The sequence below is a fragment of the Rhodopseudomonas rhenobacensis genome (genome assembly GCF_014203125.1).
Taxonomy (GTDB): Bacteria; Pseudomonadota; Alphaproteobacteria; order Rhizobiales; family Xanthobacteraceae; genus Rhodopseudomonas_A; species Rhodopseudomonas_A rhenobacensis.
Genome location: NZ_JACHIH010000009.1, coordinates 114,950 through 136,843, shown reverse-complemented (window position 1 = coordinate 136,843; position 21,894 = coordinate 114,950). Strand labels below are relative to the sequence as shown.

Sequence of the window (21,894 nt, the reverse complement as noted above, 5' to 3'; positions counted from 1 at the left end):
GGCGCGCAAACTCCTGGTCCGCCTCAACGCCAAAGCGCGCGATGCGCGAGCCGAATACGCTAATGCAACTTGACACGCCAGATAGTCGCTCACCCGTGGGGATGGTGGACCACAATTGTGTTTTCGTCGGGCTCGGCTGGTTCAAAATAACCATCGATATACACATCCATCACCGTCGTACGGTCGTCAGTGTAGGTCTTGCCCGCGACGAATTTATACATCGTGTATTCGAGGTCGCCCGTGAAGCTTTTCACGCAGCGATAGGTAGGGAATTTTTTCTTTGCCATACGTCTCTCCTACGCCCTCTTCCGTTTTGCCGGCCCATCCGCCTCGAACCTAACCTTGCCCCGGCTGATCTTCGCCTTCAGCATGTCATTGATTCTGGTCTGCCAGCCCGGCCCGGTCGCCCGCAGGGCCTCGACCACAGCCTCATCGAGCCGCAGCTTCACCGGCACCTTCGGACTCTCGATCCGGGGACGACCGACCTTGTTTTTGAATTGAGCGAGAATTTCCGGCGGCAGTTCTGACGCCGGGCGAGCCTTGGCGAAATCCTCCGCCGTCCACTCCGGGTTCTCGTCGTGGACCGCCGGGTCGAATTTAGGTTTCTTTGACACGACGTTTCATCTCCTTCGCGTGAGCGCGGCGCAGGCTGATCGGGCGCATCTTGCCGTGCCGCAGGGTGTAGGCCAGAAAGTGGGGCTTGCCATCGATGTAGCCCCAGGCCCGGTAGCGGGTCTCGCCGTAGTCGAACCGGCCGTCCTCGGCGAATTGGACGATCTCCATATCAAAGGCACGTGCCAGCGAAATCTTGTGCTGGGCCTTATTAATCGCATCTTTAGCGACGTCGAACCGATCTTCCATGCGAATATTTGTGCACCCGAAAATTGGGCACGTCAACATTATTGGGTGTACATAATTTAAAGACGGCGAGCTTTAAAGCCCTGGCCCGCTGTTCTCGAACGGCGCGTTTCCCGGGTACACCCGGCCATCCAGCGGCCCGCCGGGGGCAGCCCGAAGGAGCCTCATTGCTGGCATAACGCGGGAATGTCTTGAGAGGGTTCGTTGAGATATCCAGCGAGCTGGACGTCACAGGATGATCAGGATCGCAAGCCGGTCGATCCCGGCTCCCCCACCGTTTAGCTAAATAGCCGTTCTTAAAGCGGGACCTTGGTGGGCGCACCAGGGCTCGAACCTGGGACCCGATGATTAAGAGTCATCTGCTCTACCAACTGAGCTATGCGCCCGGACCAAGTCCGGAAGTCCTCTGCAGGACGGCGTCCGTTTAACAAAGCGAATTGCGGATGTCCAGCGAGCCCGCGGATTTTTCCTGCCATTGTCAAAAAAATGAAACGAAAAAGCCGCCGGCGCCCGGCGGCTTCTTCAATGCTCGGCGATGCGGGCCGAAAAGCCCGGCCCGGCGACCGTTACAGCCGGTCCGGAGCGCTGTCGCGCCAGCCGCTGCCGCCGCGATCGTCCTGCCGGCGATCGCCGCGGTCGCCGTCGCGGTGATGCCGCCAGTGGCCGCCGCCGAATCGGCCGCCGTCATGGGTCAGCACCGCCAGCCGTCGCTTCTGACCATCGTCCAGGGTCTTGTACAGCGGGTCGGCAGCGTCGGCGATCTTCTTCAGCGCGGCGGCCGTATCGGCCATCGCCTCGGCGCGGTCGCGCAACCGGGTCACCGGATCGAGCTTCGGCGCGTCGTCGTCGCTCATGGCCTTCATTCGGGCATTGGCGCGGTCGATCCGAAGCTTGGAAAATTCCTTCACCGCGGCTTCCACCGGCGGCCAGAGCTTCTCCTGGTCCGGCGTCAGCTTCAGCCCGGCCTTCACCGCGGCGATCTTGGCGTCGGCGAACGCGGCGCGGTCTTCCGGATTCATCCGGGCGTGATGATGGCCGAACCACGGACGATGCTGTGCATAGACCGCGGTGGATCCGGCGAGCACCAGCACGGCGACGCCGGCGAGCAGAGCTTTCTTCATAGCAACCTCTCCTTCAAAAGGTGGCCTGAAGATGCGCGCGCCGCCCTGCCCGATCAACTTACGGTTTGGACACAAACGGCCGTGTTACCAAGTTGTAATCCGATGCTGCGAGTGATTATCACAGCATGCCGAGCGTACGCGGCAGCCACAGCGACAGTTCCGGGATGTAGGTGACGAGACCGAGGAACGCGATCATCGTCAGCAGCCACGGCAGCACCGCGATGGTGAGTTCGGTGATCCCCATCTTGGCGATGCCGGAGGCGACATAGAGGTTGAGCCCGACCGGCGGGTGACACATCCCGACCTCCATGTTCACCACCATCAGGATGCCGAGATGCACCGGGTGGATGCCGAGCTTGACCGCCACCGGAAACAGGATCGGCGCCATGATCAGCACGATCGAGGTCGCCTCCATCACATTGCCCGCCAACAACAACAGCAAGTTCACCACCAGCAGGAAGATCACCCAGTTGATGCCGGCGCTCGACATCCAATTGGCGATCTGCTGCGGGATGTTTTCGTTGGCCATCAGGAACGAGAACAGCACCGCGTTGGTGATGATGTAGAGGATCATCGCGCTCATATTGGCGGAGCCGAGCAGCACCTTCGGCACGTCCTTCAGCGACATGTCGCGATAGACGAACACCGCGATGACGAACGCATAGACCGCGCTGACCGCGGCGGCTTCAGTCGGCGTGAACCAGCCGGCATAGATGCCGCCGAGCACGATTCCGATCAGCAACAGGCCCCAGACGCATTTGCGGAACGCCTGCCAGCGCTCCAGCCAGGTCGCCCGCTGCATCCGCGGATAATCGTTCTTCCAGGCGCGGTAGAAGGTGGTGAGGCCGAGCAGCGAGGCCAGCATGATGCCCGGGATCACGCCGGCGATGAACAATTGCCCGACCGACGCCGACGACACCCGCACGCCGTTGGGATCCAGCGCGACGCTGCCGCCGGTCGCCACCGCATAGACCACCATCACGATCGAGGGCGGGATCAGGATGCCGAGCGCGCCGGAGGTGGTGATGACGCCGGCGCCGAACCGTTTCGGGAAGCCCTGCTTGACCATCGCCGGCATCATGATCGAGCCGATCGCGATCACGGTGGCGGGCGACGAGCCGGACACCGCGGCGAACAGCGCGCAGGCCATCACCCCGGCGAGCCCGAGCCCGCCGTACCAGTGCCCGACCATCGAGGTGGCGAAGTTGATCATGCGGCGCGCGACGCCGCCATGGGTGAGGAAATTGCCGGCGAGAATGAAGAACGGGATCGCCATGATCTCGAAATTCTCGATGCCGGTGAACAGTTTCAACGCCACCGATTCGATCGGCACGCTGGTCATCAGGAAGATGAACGACAGCACGGTGAGACCGAGCGCGATCGAGATCGGCATGCCGGTCAGCATCAATCCGATCAGCAGCACGAAGATCATGGCGCTGTTCATCGCAGCACCTCCCGGCCGCCGGTGGCTGGGATCTCGGCCTCGATGCCCTCGACATAGGCGTGGTCGTGGTGCGGCAGCTCGCCGCCGCGCGCGAAGCTCCAGGCCACCTGCAGGAAGCGGAAGCACATCAGATAGGAGCCGAGCGGGATGCACAGATAGACGATCCAGCTCGGCAGCTCCATGTCGGGGGTGACCTGATCGGTCTGCATCAGGCCGTAGACGAATTTCGCCCCCATGGTGCCGATCACCGCGGTGAACAGCGCGCCGCAGAACAGCCCGAACAAGATGGTGACCTTGCGCCAGCGCTCGTCGAGCTGGTTGACCAGCACGTCGACGCCGACATGGATGCCGGTGCGCACGCCGTAGGCGGCGCCGAACTTCGCCATCCACACGAACATGTAGATGCACAGTTCCTGCGCCCAGGACATGTTGATCGGAAACAGCAGCGGATAGAACAGCGGGATGCCGACCAGATAGCGGTGCAGCACCGCGAAAAAGATGATCACCGTGGCGGCGCCGATCAGCGTCGTGATCAGGATTTCCTCAAGCCGATCGAGGATGCGAAGCAGCATCATTCCCCCAGATGATTATTGGTGGCGCCACGGTCTGTGCCGTGTCACGCGACCCGCGCAGAGTAGCAGCCGACGCCCGCGCGCAGCACGGGCGTCGGTTGGAACGCAAGATCAGTTGGTCGCCTTGGTCTCTTTCAGGAACTCTTCGATCAGCGGCTTGCCGACCCGGTTGGCGACGTCGCCATAGACCGGCTCCATCGCCTTGCGCATCGCCGCGTCCTGCTCCGGCGTCAGCTTGACCAGCTCGGTCTTGCCGGACTTCTGCATCTCGGCGAGCGCGTCTTCGTTCTCCTTGGCGGACAGGCCGTTGCCGAAAGCGGTCGCTTCCTTCATCGCCTTGTCGAGCTCGGCGCGCCGCTCAGCCGGCAGGTCGTCCCAGAACTTCTTGTTCACGATCACCACATAGCCGAGATAGCCGTGATTGGTGACGGTGGTAAACTTCTGCACCTCGTGCATCTTCTGGGTGTACATGTTGGAGGGCGTATTCTCCTGGCCGTCGACCACGCCGGTCTGCAGCGCCTGATAGACTTCGGAGAACGCCATCACCTGCGGGATCGCGCCGAGCGCGCGGAATTGGGCGTCGAGCACCTTGGAGGACTGGATGCGGAATTTCAGCCCCTTGTAGTCCGCCGGCGTCACCAGCTTCTTGTTGGCGCTCATGATCTTGAAGCCGTTGTCCCAATAGGCCAGCCCGGTCATGCCCTTGGCATCGAGCAGCCGCAACAGCTTGGTGCCGAGCGGGCCGTCGGTGACTTTGCGCAGCGTCGGCAGATCGGACAGGATGTAGGGCAGATCGAACACTTCGAATTCGCGCACGCCGATCGGGCCGAACTTGGAGTTCGACGGCGCCAGCATCTGCACCGCGCCGAGCTGCAAGGCTTCGAGCTCTTCCTTATCCTTGTAGAGCTGCGAGTTCGGGTAGACTTCGACCTTGACCTTGCCGGCGGTGTACTTCTCAGCGAGTTCTTTGAATTTTTCGGCGGCCAGCCCCTTCGGGGTGTTCGGCGCCACCACGTGGCTGAACTTGATGACGATCGGCGATTGCGCCGCGGCCGGTCCGACCAGAGCCATCATCGCGACGGACGCCGCGGCAAACATCAACTTGCGCATTTGACCTCCCATATTCCTTAGACCGCCCGGTAACCGGTTCCAGCCTCACTGCATCACTTCCATACAGATACTTACATGCAATGGCTATTGCCCGTTAGCAGGGAGCGCCGGGGTGAGTGTGCTGCAGCGCAATAAAAAACGCGGCGCTTTGCGGCGCCGCGTTGGATGATGATGACGCCGTCGCGTCGTTTGGTCGCAATCAGCTCGCCGCGGCTTCCGCCACCGGCAAGTCGCGCTCGCGCTTCATGACGATCTTGTTCAGCGCACTCAGATAGGCCTTGGCGGAAGCCACCAGGGTATCCGGGTCGGCAGCGCGCGCGGTCATCGAGCGGCCCTCATGCGCCAGCCGCACCGAGACTTCGGCCTGCGCATCGGTGCCCTGGGTCACCGCGTGGACCTGATACAGCTCCAGCTTGGCGACGTGCGGCACCAAAGCCTTGATGCAGTTGAACACCGCATCGACCGGGCCGTTGCCTTCGGCCTCCTCGATCTTGGTCTGGCCTTCGACGTCCAGCTTCATGGTGGCGCGCTGCGGGCCGTGGGTGCCGGCGATCACCGTCAACGACAGCAATTTGATGCGGTCGTGCGACTGCGCGATTTCCTGATCGACCAGGGCCTCGATGTCCTCGTCGTAGATTTCCTTCTTGCGGTCGGCCAGCGCCTTGAAGCGCACGAAGGCGTCTTCCAACTGGTTCTGGCCCAGCTTGTAGCCCATCTCTTCCAGCTTATGGACGAAGGCGTGACGGCCGGAATGCTTGCCCATCACCAGCGAGGTCTGCTTCACGCCGACGGACTCCGGCCGCATGATCTCGTAAGTCTCGGCGTTCTTCAGCATGCCGTCCTGGTGGATGCCGCTCTCATGCGCGAAGGCGTTACGGCCGACGATCGCTTTGTTGTACTGCACCGGGAACGAGGTCGCCGCCGAGACCACCTTGGAGGCGCGGGTCAGCATCGTGGTGTCGATCTTGTTCCAGAACGGCAATTTGTCGTTGCGCACCCGCATCGCCATCACTACTTCTTCCAGCGCGGTATTGCCGGCGCGCTCGCCGATGCCGTTGACGGTGCATTCGATCTGCCTTGCGCCGCCGCGGATGCCGGCCAACGAATTGGCCACCGCCATGCCCAGATCGTCGTGGCAATGCACCGAGAACACCGCCTTGTCGGAATTCGGCACGTTCTCACGAACCCGCTTGAACAGGTCGTAATATTCTTCCGGCACGGAATAGCCGACGGTGTCGGGAATGTTGATGGTGGTGGCGCCGGCCTTGATCGCCGCCTCGACGCATTTGCACAGGAAGTCGAATTCGGTGCGGGTGCCGTCCTCGCTCGACCATTCGACATTGTCGGTGTGGTTGCGGGCGCGGGTCACCGCCGAGATCACCAGCTGATAGACCTGCTCGGCGTCCATCTGCAGCTTGTACTTCATGTGCACCGGCGAGGTGGACAGGAAGGTGTGGATGCGGCCCTGCTTGGCTGGGCGGATCGCCTCGGCGCAGCGGTCGATGTCCTTGGCGCCGGCGCGGGACAAGCCGCAGATCACCGCGTTCTTGGCGCGCTTGGCGATCTCGTGCACCGCCGCGAAGTCGCCGTCGGAAGCGATCGGGAAGCCGGCCTCGATGACGTCGACGCCCATCGCGTCCAGCAGGCTGGCGACCTCCAGCTTCTCCTCGAAGGTCATGGTGGCGCCGGGGCATTGCTCGCCGTCGCGCAGCGTGGTGTCGAAAATGATGACGCGGTCCTTGTCGGACGGGATGGTGGCGGTCATGGGAATATTCCTTGTGTCAGGTGCGGCGCTCGGCGCGCAAAATGGGGTTTGGCGATGATTTCGAACCCCTGAGTGCCCAGGCGCACGCGCCCAGACGGCCCTCAGGGGCGAATAAGAAGCAGCCCGCCGAGCAGCAGGGTGGAGAGCAACGCAGCCGGAATCGCGGCGGAACCGGCCTGCGCCGTCCCCTCGTCCATTCCAATCCTATCGCTGCGAATCAGCATCAATCCACCTTCAGGTCTGCATCGTCAGCCAAAACCATTGACGGTTGGTTGCCGGCGACGCACCCAGGCCTTCTTGTAAACGACAAAACCCGGCCGCTGCAACGGCAAAAGTTGGTCAGCCGGACTGACCTAATGGCTGCGCCTTTGGCAGTACCATCCTGCTCGGATCTAGGGTTTCGCGGCTGCCGGAAACCCCGTATTGGTTCATGCAAATTGCAGATCCGGGCTATGGAGCATCCGTTGAACACCATCGATTTGCCGTCTCTGGCGAACGCCACCCCTACCATCCGCAACGATTGGACGCGCGAGGAAGCCGCCGCGATCTATCACGCGCCGTTCATGGACCTGATCTTCCGGGCCGCGACGATCCATCGCCAGAGCTTCGATCCCAACAAGGTGCAGTGCAATCAGCTGTTGAACGTCAAGACCGGCGGCTGCGCCGAGGATTGCGGCTATTGCAGCCAGTCGGCGCATCACGACACCGCCCTGCCCGCCTCCAAGCTGATGGACCCGAAAGAGGTCATCGAAGGCGCCAAGGCGGCGAAGGCCGGAGGTGCTACGCGCTACTGCATGGGCGCGGCCTGGCGCTCGCCGAAGGACCGCGACATGGCGCCGGTGATCGAGATGGTCAAAGGCGTCAAGGCGCTCGGCATGGAAGCCTGCGTGACGCTCGGCATGCTGAGCGACGACCAGGCCAAGCAGCTGAAAGACGCCGGGCTCGACTACTACAATCACAACCTCGATACTTCGGAAGAGTTCTATCCGTCGGTGGTGAAGACCCGCACCTATGGCGACCGGCTGGACACGCTGCAGAAGGTGCAGGACGCCGGCATCAAGGTCTGCTGCGGCGGCATCCTCGGCCTCGGCGAAAAGCCGACCGACCGCGTCGAGATGCTGCGCACGCTGGCCAACCTGCCGAAACATCCGGAGAGCGTGCCGATCAACATGCTGATCCCGATCGAGGGCACCCCGATCGCCGAGACCGCGACGCCGGTCGATCCGATCGCCTTCGTCCGCACCATCGCGCTGGCGCGAATCCTGATGCCGACTTCCGACGTGCGCCTCGCCGCCGGCCGCACCGCGATGAGCGACGAGATGCAGACGCTGTGCTTCCTCGCCGGCGCCAACTCGATCTTCATCGGCGACACGCTGCTGACCACGCCGAATCCCGGCGAGAACAAGGATCGCGCGCTGTTCGACCGGCTCGGCATCGAAGCGCGCGACGACCTCGGCGTCCATTCCCACGGCTGAGACCGCGATCACGCCATGCACCCGGTCATTGCGAGGAGCCTAGCGACCGCGCGGTCGGGCGGCCCGGCGGCGCTGCTGGTGCTGCCGATCTTCGTGGTCGCCACGCTGTACGGCTGGGCGGTTGTGGTCTCGACCGCGGTCGCCCCCGGCGCGGTCGGCCTCAACCATATCGGGCTCGGCACCGACTGGATGGTGTTCTACGGCGCGATCCGCGCCGTGCTCGACGGCAATCTCACGCTGCTGTTCGACGGCGACCGCTTCACCGCCTATCTGAACTCCTCCTTGCACGACTGGCTGTCGTCGCCGCTGGCGTTTCGGCCGTGGTTCTATCCGCCGAGCTTTCTGGTGATGCTGCGGCCCTTCGCGCCGCTCGGCTTCTTCGGCTCCTACCTCGCCTTCCAGGCGCTCAGCGCGGCGCTGTTGGCGCTGGCACTGCTACGCGGCGCCGACCGGCCGCAGGCGGCGGGATTTGTTGCGCTCGCGGCGCTGATCTCGCCGGCGGCGGCGATCAATATCACCGACGGCCAATGCGCGTTGCTGGTCGCCGGACTGATCGTCGCCGGGTTTCGCGCGCTGCCGCGACGGACCGTGCTTGCCGGCGTGTTGCTTGGACTACTGAGTTTCAAACCGCAATTCTGTCTGCTGCTGCCGATCGCGCTCGTGGCCGCCGGACAATGGCGCGCGCTGCTGGCCGCCGCCGGCTCCGCGTTGGCGCTGGCCGCGGTCAGTGCGTTGATGTTCGGCCTTGAGATCTGGATCTGGTGGCTGCCGCGGGTGATCGAGAATCTGGTCAGCGCCGATCCGAAATGGGTGGCCTATGGCCGGATCTGGGGCCACAGCGTCTATGCCTGCGTGCGTCTGCTCGGCGCCGGCGAGCAGCTCGCCTCGGCGCTGCAACTGATCGCCGTGGTCGGCGCGACGCTCGCCACCGTGATCGCGTTCCGCGCCAGGCTTGCGCCGGATCTGAGGCTGGCGCTGCTGCTCGCCGCGACCATTCTCGCCGCGCCGCATTCCGGGCCCTATGACGCGGTGCTGCTGGTCGTCGCGCTCGGCCTGTGGCTGGCCTCATGCGAGGCGCCGTGGGCTCCTGGAGCGTGGCTGCTCGCCGCGGCGATCTGGCTGGTGCCGCTGCTCAGCCCCGCGGTCTATGTTTCGGCCGGCCGTTTCGCGCCGCTGGCGACGATCGCGCTGATCGGCGCGATCCTGATCGGCAACCGCACGCTTGCGCGCCGCGTCGAGGCGCAAACCTAATCGTGCGCCACCGGGCTCTTGCCGTTGGCCGCGGCCTTGCCGTTGCCGGCTTTGCCATTGGCCATCTTGCCCGCCGGCCGCCGCGGCCGGGCGCCCTTCTTGGCCTCGTGCTCCAGCGCCAGCCGGACCTCTTTGAACTCCTTCAGCGAGTCCTTGTCGGTCTTCGGAAAATGCAGATTGAGCTTCTCCAACGCGGCCACGATGGTCGAGCCGATCACCACGCGGGCGAACCATTTGTGATCGGCCGGCACGATGTGCCACGGCGCGGCGGGCGTCGACGTATGCGCGATCGCGTCCTGATACGCCGCCTGATAGCGATCCCATAGCGCGCGTTCGGAGACGTCGGCCATCGAGAACTTCCAGTTCTTCGCCGGATCTTCCAGCCGGTCGAGGAAACGCTGGCGCTGCTCTTCCTTGGAGACGTTGAGAAAGAACTTCAGCACCACCGTGCCGTTGCGCGCCAGGTAGCGCTCGAACGACGCGATGTCCTCGAAGCGTTCGCGCCATACCTTCTTGGTCACCAGCACCTGCGGGATCTTCTGCTTGGCGAGGATTTCGGGATGCACCCGCACCACCAGCACGTCCTCGTAGTAGGAGCGGTTGAAAATTCCGATCCGTCCGCGTTGCGGCAAACTTGTGGCAGCGCGCCACATGAAATCATGGTCGAGTTCGTGGCTGGTCGGGGTCTTGAACGAGAACACCTCGCAGCCCTGCGGATTGACGCCGTCGAACACGCTCTTGATCGCGGTGTCCTTGCCGGCGGCGTCCATGCCCTGGAAGATCAGCAGCAGCGACCAGCGGTCCTGGGCGTAGAGCATCTCCTGGAAATCGTTCAGCCGTTTGCGGTTGGCCTCGATGATCTGCTCGGCCTCGTGCTTGTCGAGCCCGCCCTTGGCGTCGGTCTTGTGCGCCTTGAGGTGAAAGCGCTCGGTTCCGTCGACCCGGAACGGCGCGATGTAGGGCTTCAATTTAGCAGCAAGCGATTTCTTGGTGTCGGACATGGCGGGACGCTCCGGTTCGTTGCGCCGACGCTACATGGCCGCTGCCGCCGAAGCCAGCCTGCCCCGCGTCACCGCGGCGTGAACTGCGTCGCCAGGAACGCGGTGACGAAGCCCGGCATCGCCGCGGTGAAATCACGCGCGTCGCGCACCAGATGGATCGCGGCGAGTTCCGGCGCCGTCTGCTGCGCCAGCGTCGCTTCGATCGTAGCGCGCAGCACGCTCGAGGGCTGATCAATATGCAACACCCGCAGCATCGCGATCGCGCCGCCCGACACCACGCAGGTCCAGTCGTCGCTCGGCCGATAGTCGGCCTCACTCAAGCCGGTCTCTTCGGCGATCTCGCGGCTGATGCTGCTTGCGATGTCGAGCCGGTCGCCGCGCAAGTCGGAGGGATCCGGCGTGCCGCCCGGGAAATACACTTTGCCGGCATTGGCGGTGTGCTGGCCCATCTCCCCGAGCACGAAGGCGCCGTCGCTCGTGCGCAGCGCGCCCATGCCGAAGCCGTTGAACACGCTCGGATCGGGATAGCCCCAATCGCGCCACGACAGGAAGCTGGCAAAATCGGTTTCGAAAATATCCGCGCTGAAGCAATCTTGCGTGAACGTCGCGTTGCGACCGAGCAGCACCCGGCCGTTGAACATCGCCGGCTTCTCCTCGCGGCGCTGCGCGAAATGCGCGTCGATCTCGGCGCGCTGTTGGTCGGCGAACGGCCAACGCCAGCCGTCGCGGATCAGCTCGAGGCGCGCGACACGGCAGAGCTGCGGCGCGGTCATCGCGGCCTGCCGCGAAATGTTTGTCGAAACGCGATCATGATGCCCGCTGTCTTGAAGCGCCGCGCGGCAACATTCAAGGGCCCTCCTCGGCTTTATCGAACGCCAGGGTTGTGCTAGCCACTGATCATGACCGGCGACATGCCCCTCATCGCGTTCGAACACGTCGAGAAAAGTTTCGACGGCGGCGGCGATGGCCGCAGCGTTCGCGCCGTCAACGACGTCTCATTCGCGGTCGCCAAGGGCGAGTTGCTGGTGATCGTCGGCGGCTCCGGATCAGGCAAGACCACCCTGCTCCGTCTCGCCAACCGGCTGATCACCGCCGATCGCGGCGTAATCCGGATCGAGGGCGAGGATATCAGCGGCTCCGATCCGGTGGCGCTGCGCCGGCGCATCGGCACCGTGTTCCAGAGCGGTGCGCTGTTTCCGCATCTCAGCGTCGCCGGCAATATCGGCATCACGCCCAAACTGTTGGGCTGGTCGAAAGCCGCGGTCGCCGCCCGGGTCGACGAATTGCTCGCGCTGGTGCAGCTCGATGCCGCGCAATATCGCGACCGTTTTCCGCACGAACTGTCCGGCGGCCAACGCCAGCGCGTCGGCGTCGCCCGCGCGCTGGCCGCCAAACCCGCCATCGTGCTGATGGACGAGCCGTTCGGCGCGCTCGATCCGTTGACCCGCGACGCGCTCGGCGCGCAGTTTCGCGCGCTGCACGACCGGCTCGGCCTCACCACCATGATGATCACCCACGACATCACCGAGGCGCTGCTGCTCGCCGACCGCATCGCGGTGATGCGCGAAGGCCGCATCCTGGCGCAGGGCACGCCGGCCGACTTGGCGGGCAGCGACGACGGCTACGTCAACGACATGCTGCAGACGCCGCGGCGCCAGGCCGCGCGGCTGCAGGCGCTGCTGCCGCGAGGCGCCGCATGAGCGTGTTGCAGGATCCGCGCTGGGCCGAAGCGCTGGCGCATCTGCCGGACTATCTCGGAAGCCACGTCCGCGTCAGCCTCGCCGCGCTGGCGCTGGGACTCTTGGTCAGCCTGCCGCTGGCGATTGTTTCGCGACGCCGACCGCTACTGCGGACCACGTTGCTGGGGTTTGCCAGCGTCGTGCAAACCGTGCCCGGGCTGGCGCTGCTCGCTCTGTTCTATCCGCTGCTGCTGGCGCTCGCGGCATTGTCGCTCAGCTGGTTCGGCACAGGCTTCTCGGCGTTCGGATTTCTGCCGGCGGTGCTGGCGCTGGCGCTGTATTCGATGCTGCCGGTGCTACGCAACACCATCACCGGGCTCGACGGCATCGACCCGGTGCTGATCGAGGCCGCGCAAGGCGTCGGCATGACACCGCGGCAATCGCTGCTGATGGTCGAACTGCCGCTGGCGCTGCCGGTGATGATGGCCGGCATCCGCACCGCCGCGGTGTGGGTGATCGGCACCGCGACGCTGTCGACACCGATCGGCCAGACCAGCCTCGGCAACTACATCTTCGCGGGATTGCAGACGCAAAATTGGGTGCTGGTGCTGTTCGGCTGCGCCGCCGCCGCGGTGCTGGCGCTTGCCGTCGATCAGTTGCTGGCGCTGATCGAGCGCGGGCTCACCCAGCGCAGCCGGCTGCGGATCGCGGCGGGCAGCCTCGGCCTGGTCGCACTGCTGGCGGCGACGCTGGCGCCCTCATTGGCGCAGCCCGGGACGCGCTACGTGGTCGGCGCCAAGACCTTTACCGAGCAATACGTGCTGTCGGCGTTGATCGCGCAGCGGCTGCGCGACGCCGGGCTGTCGGTGACCAGCCGCGAAGGGCTCGGCTCCAGCGTGATCTATGACGCGCTCGCGGCGGGCGACATCGACGTCTATGTCGATTACTCCGGCACGCTGTGGGCCAATCAGTTTCATCACAAGGAGATCAAACCGCGCGCGGAGTTGCTCGCCGAGCTGACGGCCGAGCTCGCGCGGTCAAACGTGACATTGCTCGGCGAACTCGGCTTCGCCAATGCCTATGCGCTGGTGATGCCGCGGGCTCGCGCCGAGGCACTTGGCATTCACTCGATTGCGGATCTGGCGCAACATGCTTCGACATTGTCGATCGCCGGCGATTACGAGTTCTTCTCGCGGCCGGAATGGGCCGGGCTTCGCGCGGCCTATGGGCTTGCGTTTCGCAGCCAGCGCACCCTGCAGCCGGATTTCATGTATGCGGCGGTCGCCTCGGGCGAAGTCGACGTCATCGCCGGCTACACCTCCGACGGGCTGATCGCGAAATACGATCTGGTGGTGCTGGACGATCCGAAACAGGCGATCCCGCCGTATGACGCGGTGGTGTTGATAGCGCCGCGGCGCGCCGACGACGCCGCATTGCGCGCGGCGCTCACGCCGCTGCTCGGCAGAATCGACATCGCCGCGATGCGCGAAGCCAATCTGCGCGCCGCCGGCGGCGACGGCGCGACGACGCCGGATGCGGTGGCGCGCTGGCTGTGGCAGCGGATTGCGCCGCGCTGAGGGAGCGTGCAGAGCGCACATCGACGGTGAGGTGGCCACTGCATTTCAGAGCATTTTCGGTTGAGATTGAAGCATCCAACCCAAACGCGGCCGTCATTCCGGATTGCGAGTTCGAAGAACGAGCAAGTCCGGAATCCGTGTCCCCTGCAGGGGTTATGGATTCCGGGCTCGCTCGCAGCCATAGCGCGTCGAAGACGCGCGTGAACGCGCTTCTGGCTCGCGCCCCGGAATGACAGCCGGGGAATCTTGAAGCGCATCAATCCAACTCGAAAAGTCTCTAGCGGGTCGTCGCTGCGCAAAGTAAGCATCGTGTCCCGGACGCGAGCAGCGCGCTTGCGCTGCGACGCGAGCCGGGATCATACCAAAGGCAGCATCCGTAACGGCCCCGGCTCTGCAGCGCACCACGCCGCAAGGGCGGCGCGGTGCACTGCGTCCGGGGCACGCCTGTTGTCGAGATTCATCCACGCGGTCGGGCAGCCCGGTGACGAACTCGCAATCCGGAATGACAGCTTCGTTGCCGATTGGACGCATCCGATCGGCCGGACAAGCAACTACCCTTTGAAATCCTGCGGCGTGAAGCCGATGTCGAGCACCCGCCATTCCTGATACTTGTCGGCCGGCAGCATCGCGTAGGGCTGGCAGTCCTGCAGCGCCTTGATCGCCGCCTGCATCAGCAGCGGACCCTTGGCCGAGGCGCTGGCCTCGATCAGCGCCGGCGGCGACGCCAGCCGGCCCTCGGGCGTGAGCGCGATGCGGATCACGATCCGCACCTTGTCGGTCGGCGCCACCGCGCCGGGCAGCGCCGCGCAGCCGCGCAGATGCGCGCGCAATTTCTCGGTGTCGGAGGCCGCGATGTTGGCGCCCTCGGCCGCTTCGCCGCCGACCTCTTTGCCGAGGCTCTCCGCCGGCAGCCCCAGCATGACGTGAAACCGTTCGGTGACGTCGGGCGGCTGCGGCGCCGCCATCGGCGGCGGCCACGCGGGCTGCGGCGCGGCCGGCTGTTGCGGCGGCTCCGGCTGAGCCGACGGCTGCGCCGGTTGCTCGGAGGGTCGCTGCTCCGGCTTGTCCAACGCCGCGGTCTGCTGCGGCTGCCCCGCCGGCTTGGCCTGCGGCGACGGCGGTTCCGGTGATGCTGCGGCTTCGGGCTGCGCCGGCGTCGACGGCTCCAGCGACGGCAGTTGCGGCTGCGGCGGCGTGGACGCAGGCGGGGTCAGTTCGGGCGGCTTGACCTCCTCGGCCGGCACCAGCTCGACATTGATGGCGTTGGAACTCACCGACTCGTACGGGTACACGCCCGCCAGCAGCAAGAGCGCCAGCACCGCGACGTGGCCGGTCACCGAGGCGGCGGCGCCAAGGCGCATGAGCAGCGGAGAGTCCATGATCCCGATCATCCAACGCGATGCGCGTCCAGCGCTGGCCGGCCCAGCCGTAATCTTAGCGCCTGTCCGAAAGAGCAGCGAGCAGAATCGGGGAATTTTCCGTCATTGCGAGCCGAGGCCGGCGCGCAGCGCCGGCGAGAAGCGAAGCAATCCAGGGGCCTCATGCGATGCCCTAGATTGCTTCGTCGCAAGAGCTCCTCGCAATGACGGCGTTGGGCTCCTTCTTGATCGTTACAGATTTTTGATCATGCCGGCGTCGATCAGCAGCCGGTTGAAGCGCCGCGCCTCGGCGCCGTTGCGGCAGGCGTAGAACAGCCCGTTGCAGCGGAGCATGATGGCCTTCTGCTCGGCGAACGACGGATCGAGCGGCAACCCCGCCGCCTCCTGGATCACCAGCGGCAGATAGGCGGCGTCGATCGTATCCATGATCGCCGGGCTGTCGACCGGCTGGAAGTTGAGCGCGTCGATCGCGTAATAGGTCGCGTAGTAGCGCGGGTCATAGGCCATCAGCTTGTTGCCGAGGCCGGCCTCGTCGAGGTCCGGATCGAGCAGTTGCGGCGAAAATTCCGGCTGGTGATCACCGAACCGCACGATCAGGAATGGCTGCGCCGGATAGAGCTTCTTCAAGCGCGCCAGGAAGGCCGCGTAGTCGGTGACGCTCAAAGCCTGGCGGCGCAGATATTCCTCGACCACCGGCGCATTGCCGAGCGCGCGCCAGTCCGGCGTCAACTCCGGACGAAATTTGGTCTGCCAGGGGAAATGATTGGCGGCGAGATAGACGAACATGAAGAAAGGCTGCTGCGCACCCTGCTGCGGCATCAGCCCGAGCGCCTTGTCGTAGAAGAAGCGGTCCGGCTCGACATGGCTGGAGCCGAGATCATGGGCGTCGAAGAACCGCTCCATCCCGGTGGTGGTCTGGAAGTTGCGCGCGCTCATGAAGGCCCCGTTGGCGGGATACAGCGCGGTCGTCGAGTAGCCGCAGCGGCGCAGCGCCAGCGGCAGGCCGCGCTCCACCCGCCCCGACGCGATCCGGGTGACGAAGTAAGCGAAGCGGCCGAACGAGCGCGACGACAGCCCGGCCAGCACGTTGTATTCGGTGAACCAGCTCGGCCCGCCATTGCTCTCGGCGAGAAACTTGCGCGCCTTGCCGTCGAAGGATTTGAAATGCGCGCCATAGCCCGGCGGCACCTTGACCTGCGCGGCGGCGCGGATGTCGAACGACGACTCGTCGTGGATCATGATGATGTTCGGCCGCCTTCCCACCGGATGGCAGGCTTGCTCCAGCGGCAATTTCAGCTGATCAGCGGCGACCGCGTCGGATTCCATGAAGCCGTAGCTGAAAAAATCCGACACCGCGGTGACGCCGGAGCGGGCGAATTTCGACAGGTAGCCGTCGTCGTAATAGCCGCGCCAGGCCTCGTCCGGCCACGCCGTCGCGTAGCCGATCAGGCCGGAGAGGCACAGCATGGCGCCGGCCAGCGCCGGCTGCCGGCGGATCCGGATCGGGTCGAGCCACCACAGCGCGTACATCAAGGGGATGATCAGCAGCACGGTGCCGATCACCGACCAGCGCAGCTCCGGAAAGATCGTGAACAGGAAGGCGATGGTGTCGCGGTCGATCACCATCAGGTCGACGAAGTTCGCGGTCATCTGCACGATGTCGTGCTTCAGCCGCGACAGCAGCACCAGCATCACCACCATGGTCAGCGACAACGCACCCGACAAGGCCGGGCGGCGCAGCGCCGCGATCCAGGCGCAGTTCAGCAATCCCCAGGCCAACAGGAAGCCGAGCCGGCCGTTGAAATCGGTTTCGGTGTGCAGCATCAGCGCCAAGGCCGCGAGCTGCGGCGGCACCACGGCCAGCATCCGCCAGACGCTGACCGGCGCGGCGGCAGTGGCCGCGCCCACCGATGGCACTGGATTGGGCGGCAGCCCCATGGCGGGACACACCTGCGCACGGCGGGGCCACTGCCTTGGCTGGCGGTGACCAGAAGGCGGACGATGCAGCCGGCTAGTGCATCATGTCATCAAACCGTAATTGAACCGTCATGTAGGTGCAATCAGTTTGCAACAATCCGCACCCTCGCCGCATTGCGGGGCCAGATAGCGGCGTGATCGTGCTGCAGCGCAGCGGCCGCTATGTCGGCGGGAGCAGCCCGAGACTCTTGCCGATGATCCTGTCGACCGTGCGCTTCGGCAGGATGTTGGTGATGAAGTTGCGCAGCGGATCCGGCGTCAGCGTGACCCGCACCCGCGGATGCGGCGCGGTCAACGCCGTGAAGATGCCCTCGGCGATGCGCTCCGCCGGCAGGCCCTTGGCGGCCATCTGCGGCAGGTAGTTGCGCACCCGCTGCAGCGCCGGGAAGAACGGCGAGGCTTCGAAGCCGGACACATCCACCTCGTCGGCCTTGGCCCAGATCGGGGTCTTCACCGCGCCCGGCGCAACCACGAGGACGTCGATGCCGAACAGCATCAATTCGCGGCGCAGCGCGTCGGACAGCCCCTCCAGCGCGTGCTTCGACGCCGAATAGGCCGACATCAACGGATTGCCGAACTTGCCGGCCAGCGAGCTGATCATCACGATGCGGCCCTTCGGGCCCTCGAGATCCGGATCGGCGCCGAGCAGCGGGCCGAACGCTTGCGTCGCCAGGATCGGCCCGATCACGTTGACCTCGAACTGATGGCGGAAGTCGGCGAGCGGCAATTCCAGCACCGGCCCCGCCACCGCGATGCCGGCATTGTTGACGAGCCCGGCCAGCGTCTCGCCGCGCAGCGCGCTGCGCACCTCGCGCGCCGCGGCCTTCACCGCGTCCTCGTCGGTGACGTCGAAGATCAGCGGCGTGAAGTGCTCGCCGAACTCGGCCTTGAGCCGATCCGCATCGGCCTCTTTGCGCACGCTGCCGAACACCGCAAAGCCGCGCGCGAGCAAGAGCTTCGCCGCGGCGTGGCCGATGCCGGTGGATACGCCGGTGATGACGATGGATCGCATGGGGCCCTCCGCTTGGTTGCGCGGATGCTAGCACAACACAACGGGACCGCATCGCTGCGATCCCGTTTGCTTAGAATTCCGTGGTCGACGTCACCCTGCAGGATGACGCCGTCAGGCCCGGCTGTGCGCCAATCAGTTCTTGCTCTTGTCGACCAAGGCGCCCTTCTTGATCCAGGGCATCATGTCGCGGAGTTTGGCGCCGACTTCCTCGATCTGGTGCTCGGCCAACTTGGCGCGGGTGGCCTTGAACGAGGTCTGGTTGACCTTGTTCTCCAGCATCCAGTTGCGGGTGAAGATGCCGTTCTGGATGTCTTCCAGAACCTTCTTCATTTCCTTCTTGGTCTCCGGCGTGACGATGCGCGGGCCGGTGACGTATTCGCCGTATTCCGCGGTGTTGGAGATCGAGTAGTTCATGTTGGCGATGCCGCCTTCATAGATCAGGTCGACGATCAGCTTCACCTCGTGCAGGCACTCGAAGTACGCCATCTCCGGCGCGTAGCCGGCTTCCACCAGGGTCTCGAAGCCGCCCTTGATCAGTTCGACCAGGCCGCCGCACAGCACGACCTGCTCGCCGAACAGATCGGTCTCGCACTCTTCCTTGAACGAGGTCTCGATGATGCCCGCGCGTCCACCACCAATGGCGGAGGCGTAGCTCAGCCCGAGGTCGTGGGCGTTGCCGGAGGAATCCTTATGCACCGCGATCAGGCACGGCACGCCGCCACCCTTCTGATACTCGCCGCGCACGGTGTGGCCGGGGCCCTTCGGCGCCACCATCAGCACGTCGAGATCGGCGCGGGGCTCGATCAGGTTGAAATGCACGTTGAGGCCGTGGGCGAACAACAGCGCGGCACCGTTCTTCATGTTGTCGTGCAGATGCTCGCGGTAGATGTCGCCCTGCAGTTCGTCGGGGGTCAGCATCATCATCACGTCGGCCCATTTGGCAGCCTCGGCGACTTCCATCACCTTGAAGCCGGCGGCCTCGGCCTTCTGCGCGGTGGCGGAGCCCTTGCGCAACGCGATGGCGACGTCCTTGACGCCGGAATCCTTCAGGTTGAGCGCATGCGCGTGGCCCTGGCTGCCGTAGCCGATGATGACGACCTTCTTGCCCTTGATCAGGTTCAAATCGGCGTCGCGATCGTAATATACACGCATGGTCGTTCCTTTATTCCGGCGGCTGAACGCGTCAAACCGGCCTGTTGACGAACCTGACAACGCCCCCGGCGCCGGTTCTTGAAATGCCGCCGGTTTTTAGGGCGGCGAATGCCGCGAGACAAGCCCGCGGCGGTGATTTCTGGCATGTTGCGCTGCGGTTGGCCGCCTCACGCCACCTCCGGCAGCGCCTTGGACCGACCCGCCAGCAGCATGATGGCGATGCCGCCGACCACGATGACCATGCCGGCCAGCCGCTGCGTGCCGAACTGCTCGCCGAACACGATCGCCGAGGCGCCGGCGCCGATGAACGGCACCAGCAGCGCGAACGGCACCACCTGCGCTGCGCTATAGGCGTGCAGCAGCCGGCCCCAGATCCAGTAGCCGAGCGTGGTCGAGCCCAGCGATAGCGCCAGCACGCAGCCGATGCCGCCCGGCGACAGATGGCCGACCTGCTGCCAGATCGCGGCGGGGCCGTCGGCGACCAGCGCCGCGGCGCCGAGCGGCGGCAGCGAGGCCAGGCTGACCCAGGCGAACAGGTCGAGCATCGGCACCTCCCTGGCCTGCCGCAGCAGCAGGTTGGACAGCGCGAACGACAGCGGCGCGGTCATCGTCACCACGAAGGCGAGCACGCTGAAATCGTAGCCGACGGTGAAGCAAATCAAGAGCAGGCCGCAGCTCGCCACCACGATGCCGGCGAGCTGGCCGCGGGTCGGAAATTCGCGCAGCAGCAGCGCCGCAAAGCCGATGGTGAACAGCGCCTGGCTCTGCACGATCACCGCGGTGAGCCCGGCCGGCACGCCCTGCGCCATGCCGTAGGTCTGGGTGAGATATTGCCAGACCAGCAACAGGCTGATGCCGATCCAGATCGGCCAGGCCAGCTTCGGCCGCGGCAACAGGATGCAGGGCAGCGCCGCCACCGCGAAGCGCACCAGCGTCAGCACCGCCGGCGACAGCTCCGCCACGGCACGCCGGGTGAACACGAAGCCCAGTCCCCAGATCAGCGCGACGACGAGCGCCAGGGCGATGTCGGTGAGCTTCATGCGGGGCGATCAGACCGTCTCGCCAGTGCCGGCGCCGCCCAGGGTCGCAACGTCGATTCCAAGCAGCACCGCGAGCTTGCCCCGCACATCGTCCACAATCTGCGCCGGGGCCTGCTCAATGATATCGAACAACCGTTCGGCCCGATCGATCGAGCGCACCTGGTCGACCATGATCATGCCCTTCGTCTTCATGCCCTGCGGCAGAGTGATGTTGGTCGGCCAGTGGCGAATTTTCGAAGTGATAGGGCACACCACCGCGCGCCGGGAGACTTCGTGAAAGGCTTGCGACGTCAGAACAAGCGCCGGCCGACGCCCCGACTGCTCGCTTCCGCGCGTGTCGTCCAAATCGACCCACGCAATGTCACCGGCGTCAGGAAGTTTCATCGCGCTTCTTCGGATGTCTCGTTGGCAGGGAATCGGCGCGAACCGGCGCGCCGTCCGGCCCTTCCACCAAGATCCCGCGCGAGTAGTCATCGTCGATGATCTCGGACCCGCGATCGGGCCCCCAATCGACGGTTTCGGACTGCTGCTCGGGTCCAAGCCGCTCCATCTCGTCGAGCATCTCCTCGAGCAGCTGCGCCGATGTCTTGCGGATCGACCTGAGGCGCAGCTCGCCGTTCTCGATGGTGAGATCGAGCTCGCTGCCGGCCGTGGCGCCGACGCTGTCAGCGGCGGCGCTCGGCAACCGGATGCCGAGGCTGTTGCCCCATTTGGCGACTTTGACCTTCATCGCGGCGCTCCCTGATCGGATACACAATGTATATCCGGCCCGGGAGAAGTCCAGTTCACATGCCTTCCGGGCCGCGGCCGATCGCGGCGACGCCGGTGCGGGAGACTTCGACCAGCCCGAGCGGCCGCATCAGGTCGATGAACTGGTTGATCTTGGCGGAGTTGCCGGTGATCTCGAACACGAAGCTCTCGATGGTGGCGTCGATGACGCGGGCGCGGAACGCTTCGGCGAGCCGCAGCGCCTCGACGCGGTGTTCGCCGACGCCGCGCAGCTTGACCATCGCCAGTTCGCGCTCGATCGAACGGCCCGACAGCGTCATGTCGACCACGCGATACACCGGCACCATGCGATCGAGCTGATTCTTGATCTGCTGGATCACCGCCAGCGTGCCGGTGGTGACGATGGTGATGCGCGAGACGTGCTTCTGCGCCTCGGTCTCCGACACCGTGAGGCTTTCGATGTTGTAGCCGCGGCCGGAGAACAGACCGATGACGCGCGCCAGCACGCCGGGCTCGTTCTGCACCAGCACCGACAGCGTGTGGGTTTCGATCGGGTCCTTGCGCTCGTCCATGAAGTAAGCGGATGCGGGCTGGTTCATTGTGTTGTTCTCACATTCCAGAGTCGTTGTTCGTCGGAGCCAGAGACTACGCACAGCGGCCGAACCGGGCGCGGCGCGCTCCCTCTCCCCGCTTGCGGGGAGAGGGTTGGGGTGAGGGGGTTGATGCGTCTAGTGCGATCGCAACGCCCCCTC

23 protein-coding genes and 1 tRNA gene are annotated in these 21,894 nt (G+C 65.1%); 4 read left to right on the top strand and 20 right to left on the bottom strand.

Translation table 11 applies throughout. The features are described 5' to 3' along the window. Positions 1 to 89 precede the first annotated feature (89 nt). The 10 genes from HNR60_RS09915 to HNR60_RS24330 all read right to left on the bottom strand — a co-directional run bounded on the left by HNR60_RS09915 (position 90) and on the right by HNR60_RS24330 (position 7,094). Positions 90 to 287: a hypothetical protein gene (locus HNR60_RS09915; RefSeq protein WP_184256899.1), complete on the bottom strand. Its 198-nt coding sequence runs from the start codon at positions 285 to 287 to the stop codon at positions 90 to 92. Between the two features lie 9 nt (positions 288 to 296). Then, positions 297 to 614, bottom strand: a complete 318-nt coding sequence (locus HNR60_RS09910; protein WP_184256897.1) for a BrnA antitoxin family protein — start codon at positions 612 to 614, stop codon at positions 297 to 299. Beyond that, entirely contained in the window at positions 598 to 861 is a 264-nt protein-coding gene (locus HNR60_RS09905) for a BrnT family toxin (protein ID WP_184256895.1), read from the bottom strand. The genes HNR60_RS09910 and HNR60_RS09905 overlap by 17 nt, the downstream gene beginning before the upstream one ends. A gap of 307 nt (positions 862 to 1,168) precedes the next feature. Beyond that, positions 1,169 to 1,244 (bottom strand) — tRNA-Lys (locus tag HNR60_RS09900). Between the two features lie 180 nt (positions 1,245 to 1,424). Next, positions 1,425 to 1,979: a Spy/CpxP family protein refolding chaperone gene (locus tag HNR60_RS09895; RefSeq protein WP_184256893.1), complete on the bottom strand. Its 555-nt coding sequence runs from the start codon at positions 1,977 to 1,979 to the stop codon at positions 1,425 to 1,427. 118 nt (positions 1,980 to 2,097) lie between these two features. Further along, a complete protein-coding gene (locus tag HNR60_RS09890; RefSeq protein ID WP_184256891.1) occupies positions 2,098 to 3,423 on the bottom strand; it encodes a TRAP transporter large permease in 1,326 nt (441 codons plus the stop codon). Further along, the gene (locus tag HNR60_RS09885; protein ID WP_184256889.1) at positions 3,420 to 3,995 is read right to left on the bottom strand and encodes a TRAP transporter small permease; all 576 of its coding nucleotides are present in this window, start codon (positions 3,993 to 3,995) and stop codon (positions 3,420 to 3,422) included. Before HNR60_RS09885 ends, HNR60_RS09890 begins: the two co-directional genes overlap by 4 nt. Positions 3,996 to 4,106: 111 nt before the next feature. Then, on the bottom strand, positions 4,107 to 5,105 hold the full coding sequence (locus HNR60_RS09880) for a TRAP transporter substrate-binding protein (protein ID WP_184256887.1): 999 nt from the start codon (positions 5,103 to 5,105) through the stop codon (positions 4,107 to 4,109). A gap of 199 nt (positions 5,106 to 5,304) precedes the next feature. Next, positions 5,305 to 6,870 (bottom strand): 2-isopropylmalate synthase, encoded by a 1,566-nt coding sequence (locus HNR60_RS09875; protein ID WP_184256885.1) that lies wholly within the window; start codon positions 6,868 to 6,870, stop codon positions 5,305 to 5,307. A 101-nt stretch (positions 6,871 to 6,971) separates the two neighbouring features. Next, positions 6,972 to 7,094, bottom strand: coding sequence for a hypothetical protein (locus tag HNR60_RS24330; protein WP_283810632.1), 123 nt, complete (start codon positions 7,092 to 7,094; stop codon positions 6,972 to 6,974). 228 nt (positions 7,095 to 7,322) lie between these two features. On the opposite strand from HNR60_RS24330, the gene bioB reads away from it, so the two are divergent. Together bioB and HNR60_RS09865 are read left to right on the top strand one after the other, a co-directional pair. Next, positions 7,323 to 8,345: a biotin synthase BioB gene (gene bioB, locus HNR60_RS09870; protein ID WP_430694905.1), complete on the top strand. Its 1,023-nt coding sequence runs from the start codon at positions 7,323 to 7,325 to the stop codon at positions 8,343 to 8,345. A 15-nt stretch (positions 8,346 to 8,360) separates the two neighbouring features. Next, a complete protein-coding gene (locus HNR60_RS09865) occupies positions 8,361 to 9,596 on the top strand; it encodes a glycosyltransferase 87 family protein (protein ID WP_210313411.1) in 1,236 nt (411 codons plus the stop codon). Here the strand turns inward: HNR60_RS09865 and HNR60_RS09860 are convergent. Further along, the gene (locus HNR60_RS09860) at positions 9,593 to 10,597 is read right to left on the bottom strand and encodes a polyphosphate kinase 2 family protein (RefSeq protein WP_246432887.1); all 1,005 of its coding nucleotides are present in this window, start codon (positions 10,595 to 10,597) and stop codon (positions 9,593 to 9,595) included. The two genes, HNR60_RS09865 and HNR60_RS09860, sit on opposite strands and share 4 nt — an antisense overlap. Positions 10,598 to 10,665: 68 nt before the next feature. After that, positions 10,666 to 11,370 (bottom strand): NUDIX hydrolase, encoded by a 705-nt coding sequence (locus tag HNR60_RS09855; RefSeq protein WP_184256881.1) that lies wholly within the window; start codon positions 11,368 to 11,370, stop codon positions 10,666 to 10,668. A 126-nt stretch (positions 11,371 to 11,496) separates the two neighbouring features. Here HNR60_RS09855 and HNR60_RS09850 point away from each other — a divergent pair, with 126 nt between their 5' ends. After that, a complete protein-coding gene (locus tag HNR60_RS09850; RefSeq protein WP_184256879.1) occupies positions 11,497 to 12,297 on the top strand; it encodes an ATP-binding cassette domain-containing protein in 801 nt (266 codons plus the stop codon). Next, a complete protein-coding gene (locus tag HNR60_RS09845) occupies positions 12,294 to 13,853 on the top strand; it encodes an ABC transporter permease/substrate-binding protein (protein WP_184256877.1) in 1,560 nt (519 codons plus the stop codon). Before HNR60_RS09850 ends, HNR60_RS09845 begins: the two co-directional genes overlap by 4 nt. A 551-nt stretch (positions 13,854 to 14,404) precedes the next feature. On the opposite strand, the gene HNR60_RS09840 is transcribed toward HNR60_RS09845, so the two are convergent. From HNR60_RS09840 to ilvN, 8 genes are all read right to left on the bottom strand, one after another. Then, positions 14,405 to 15,232, bottom strand: a complete 828-nt coding sequence (locus HNR60_RS09840) for a hypothetical protein (RefSeq protein WP_184256875.1) — start codon at positions 15,230 to 15,232, stop codon at positions 14,405 to 14,407. Positions 15,233 to 15,463: 231 nt separating this feature from the next. Next, on the bottom strand, positions 15,464 to 17,170 hold the full coding sequence (locus HNR60_RS09835; RefSeq protein ID WP_184256873.1) for a sulfatase-like hydrolase/transferase: 1,707 nt from the start codon (positions 17,168 to 17,170) through the stop codon (positions 15,464 to 15,466). A 199-nt stretch (positions 17,171 to 17,369) separates the two neighbouring features. Continuing rightward, on the bottom strand, positions 17,370 to 18,221 hold the full coding sequence (locus HNR60_RS09830; protein ID WP_184256871.1) for an SDR family oxidoreductase: 852 nt from the start codon (positions 18,219 to 18,221) through the stop codon (positions 17,370 to 17,372). A 132-nt stretch (positions 18,222 to 18,353) separates the two neighbouring features. Next, positions 18,354 to 19,373, bottom strand: a complete 1,020-nt coding sequence (ilvC, locus tag HNR60_RS09825; RefSeq protein WP_184256869.1) for a ketol-acid reductoisomerase — start codon at positions 19,371 to 19,373, stop codon at positions 18,354 to 18,356. 167 nt (positions 19,374 to 19,540) lie between these two features. Then, positions 19,541 to 20,413 (bottom strand): EamA family transporter, encoded by an 873-nt coding sequence (locus HNR60_RS09820; RefSeq protein WP_184256867.1) that lies wholly within the window; start codon positions 20,411 to 20,413, stop codon positions 19,541 to 19,543. A 9-nt stretch (positions 20,414 to 20,422) separates the two neighbouring features. Next, the gene (locus tag HNR60_RS09815) at positions 20,423 to 20,797 is read right to left on the bottom strand and encodes a type II toxin-antitoxin system PemK/MazF family toxin (protein WP_184256865.1); all 375 of its coding nucleotides are present in this window, start codon (positions 20,795 to 20,797) and stop codon (positions 20,423 to 20,425) included. After that, positions 20,784 to 21,143, bottom strand: a complete 360-nt coding sequence (locus tag HNR60_RS09810) for an AbrB/MazE/SpoVT family DNA-binding domain-containing protein (protein WP_184256863.1) — start codon at positions 21,141 to 21,143, stop codon at positions 20,784 to 20,786. Before HNR60_RS09810 ends, HNR60_RS09815 begins: the two co-directional genes overlap by 14 nt. 55 nt (positions 21,144 to 21,198) lie before the next feature. After that, positions 21,199 to 21,741: an acetolactate synthase small subunit gene (gene ilvN, locus HNR60_RS09805; RefSeq protein WP_184256861.1), complete on the bottom strand. Its 543-nt coding sequence runs from the start codon at positions 21,739 to 21,741 to the stop codon at positions 21,199 to 21,201. Positions 21,742 to 21,894 lie beyond the last annotated feature (153 nt).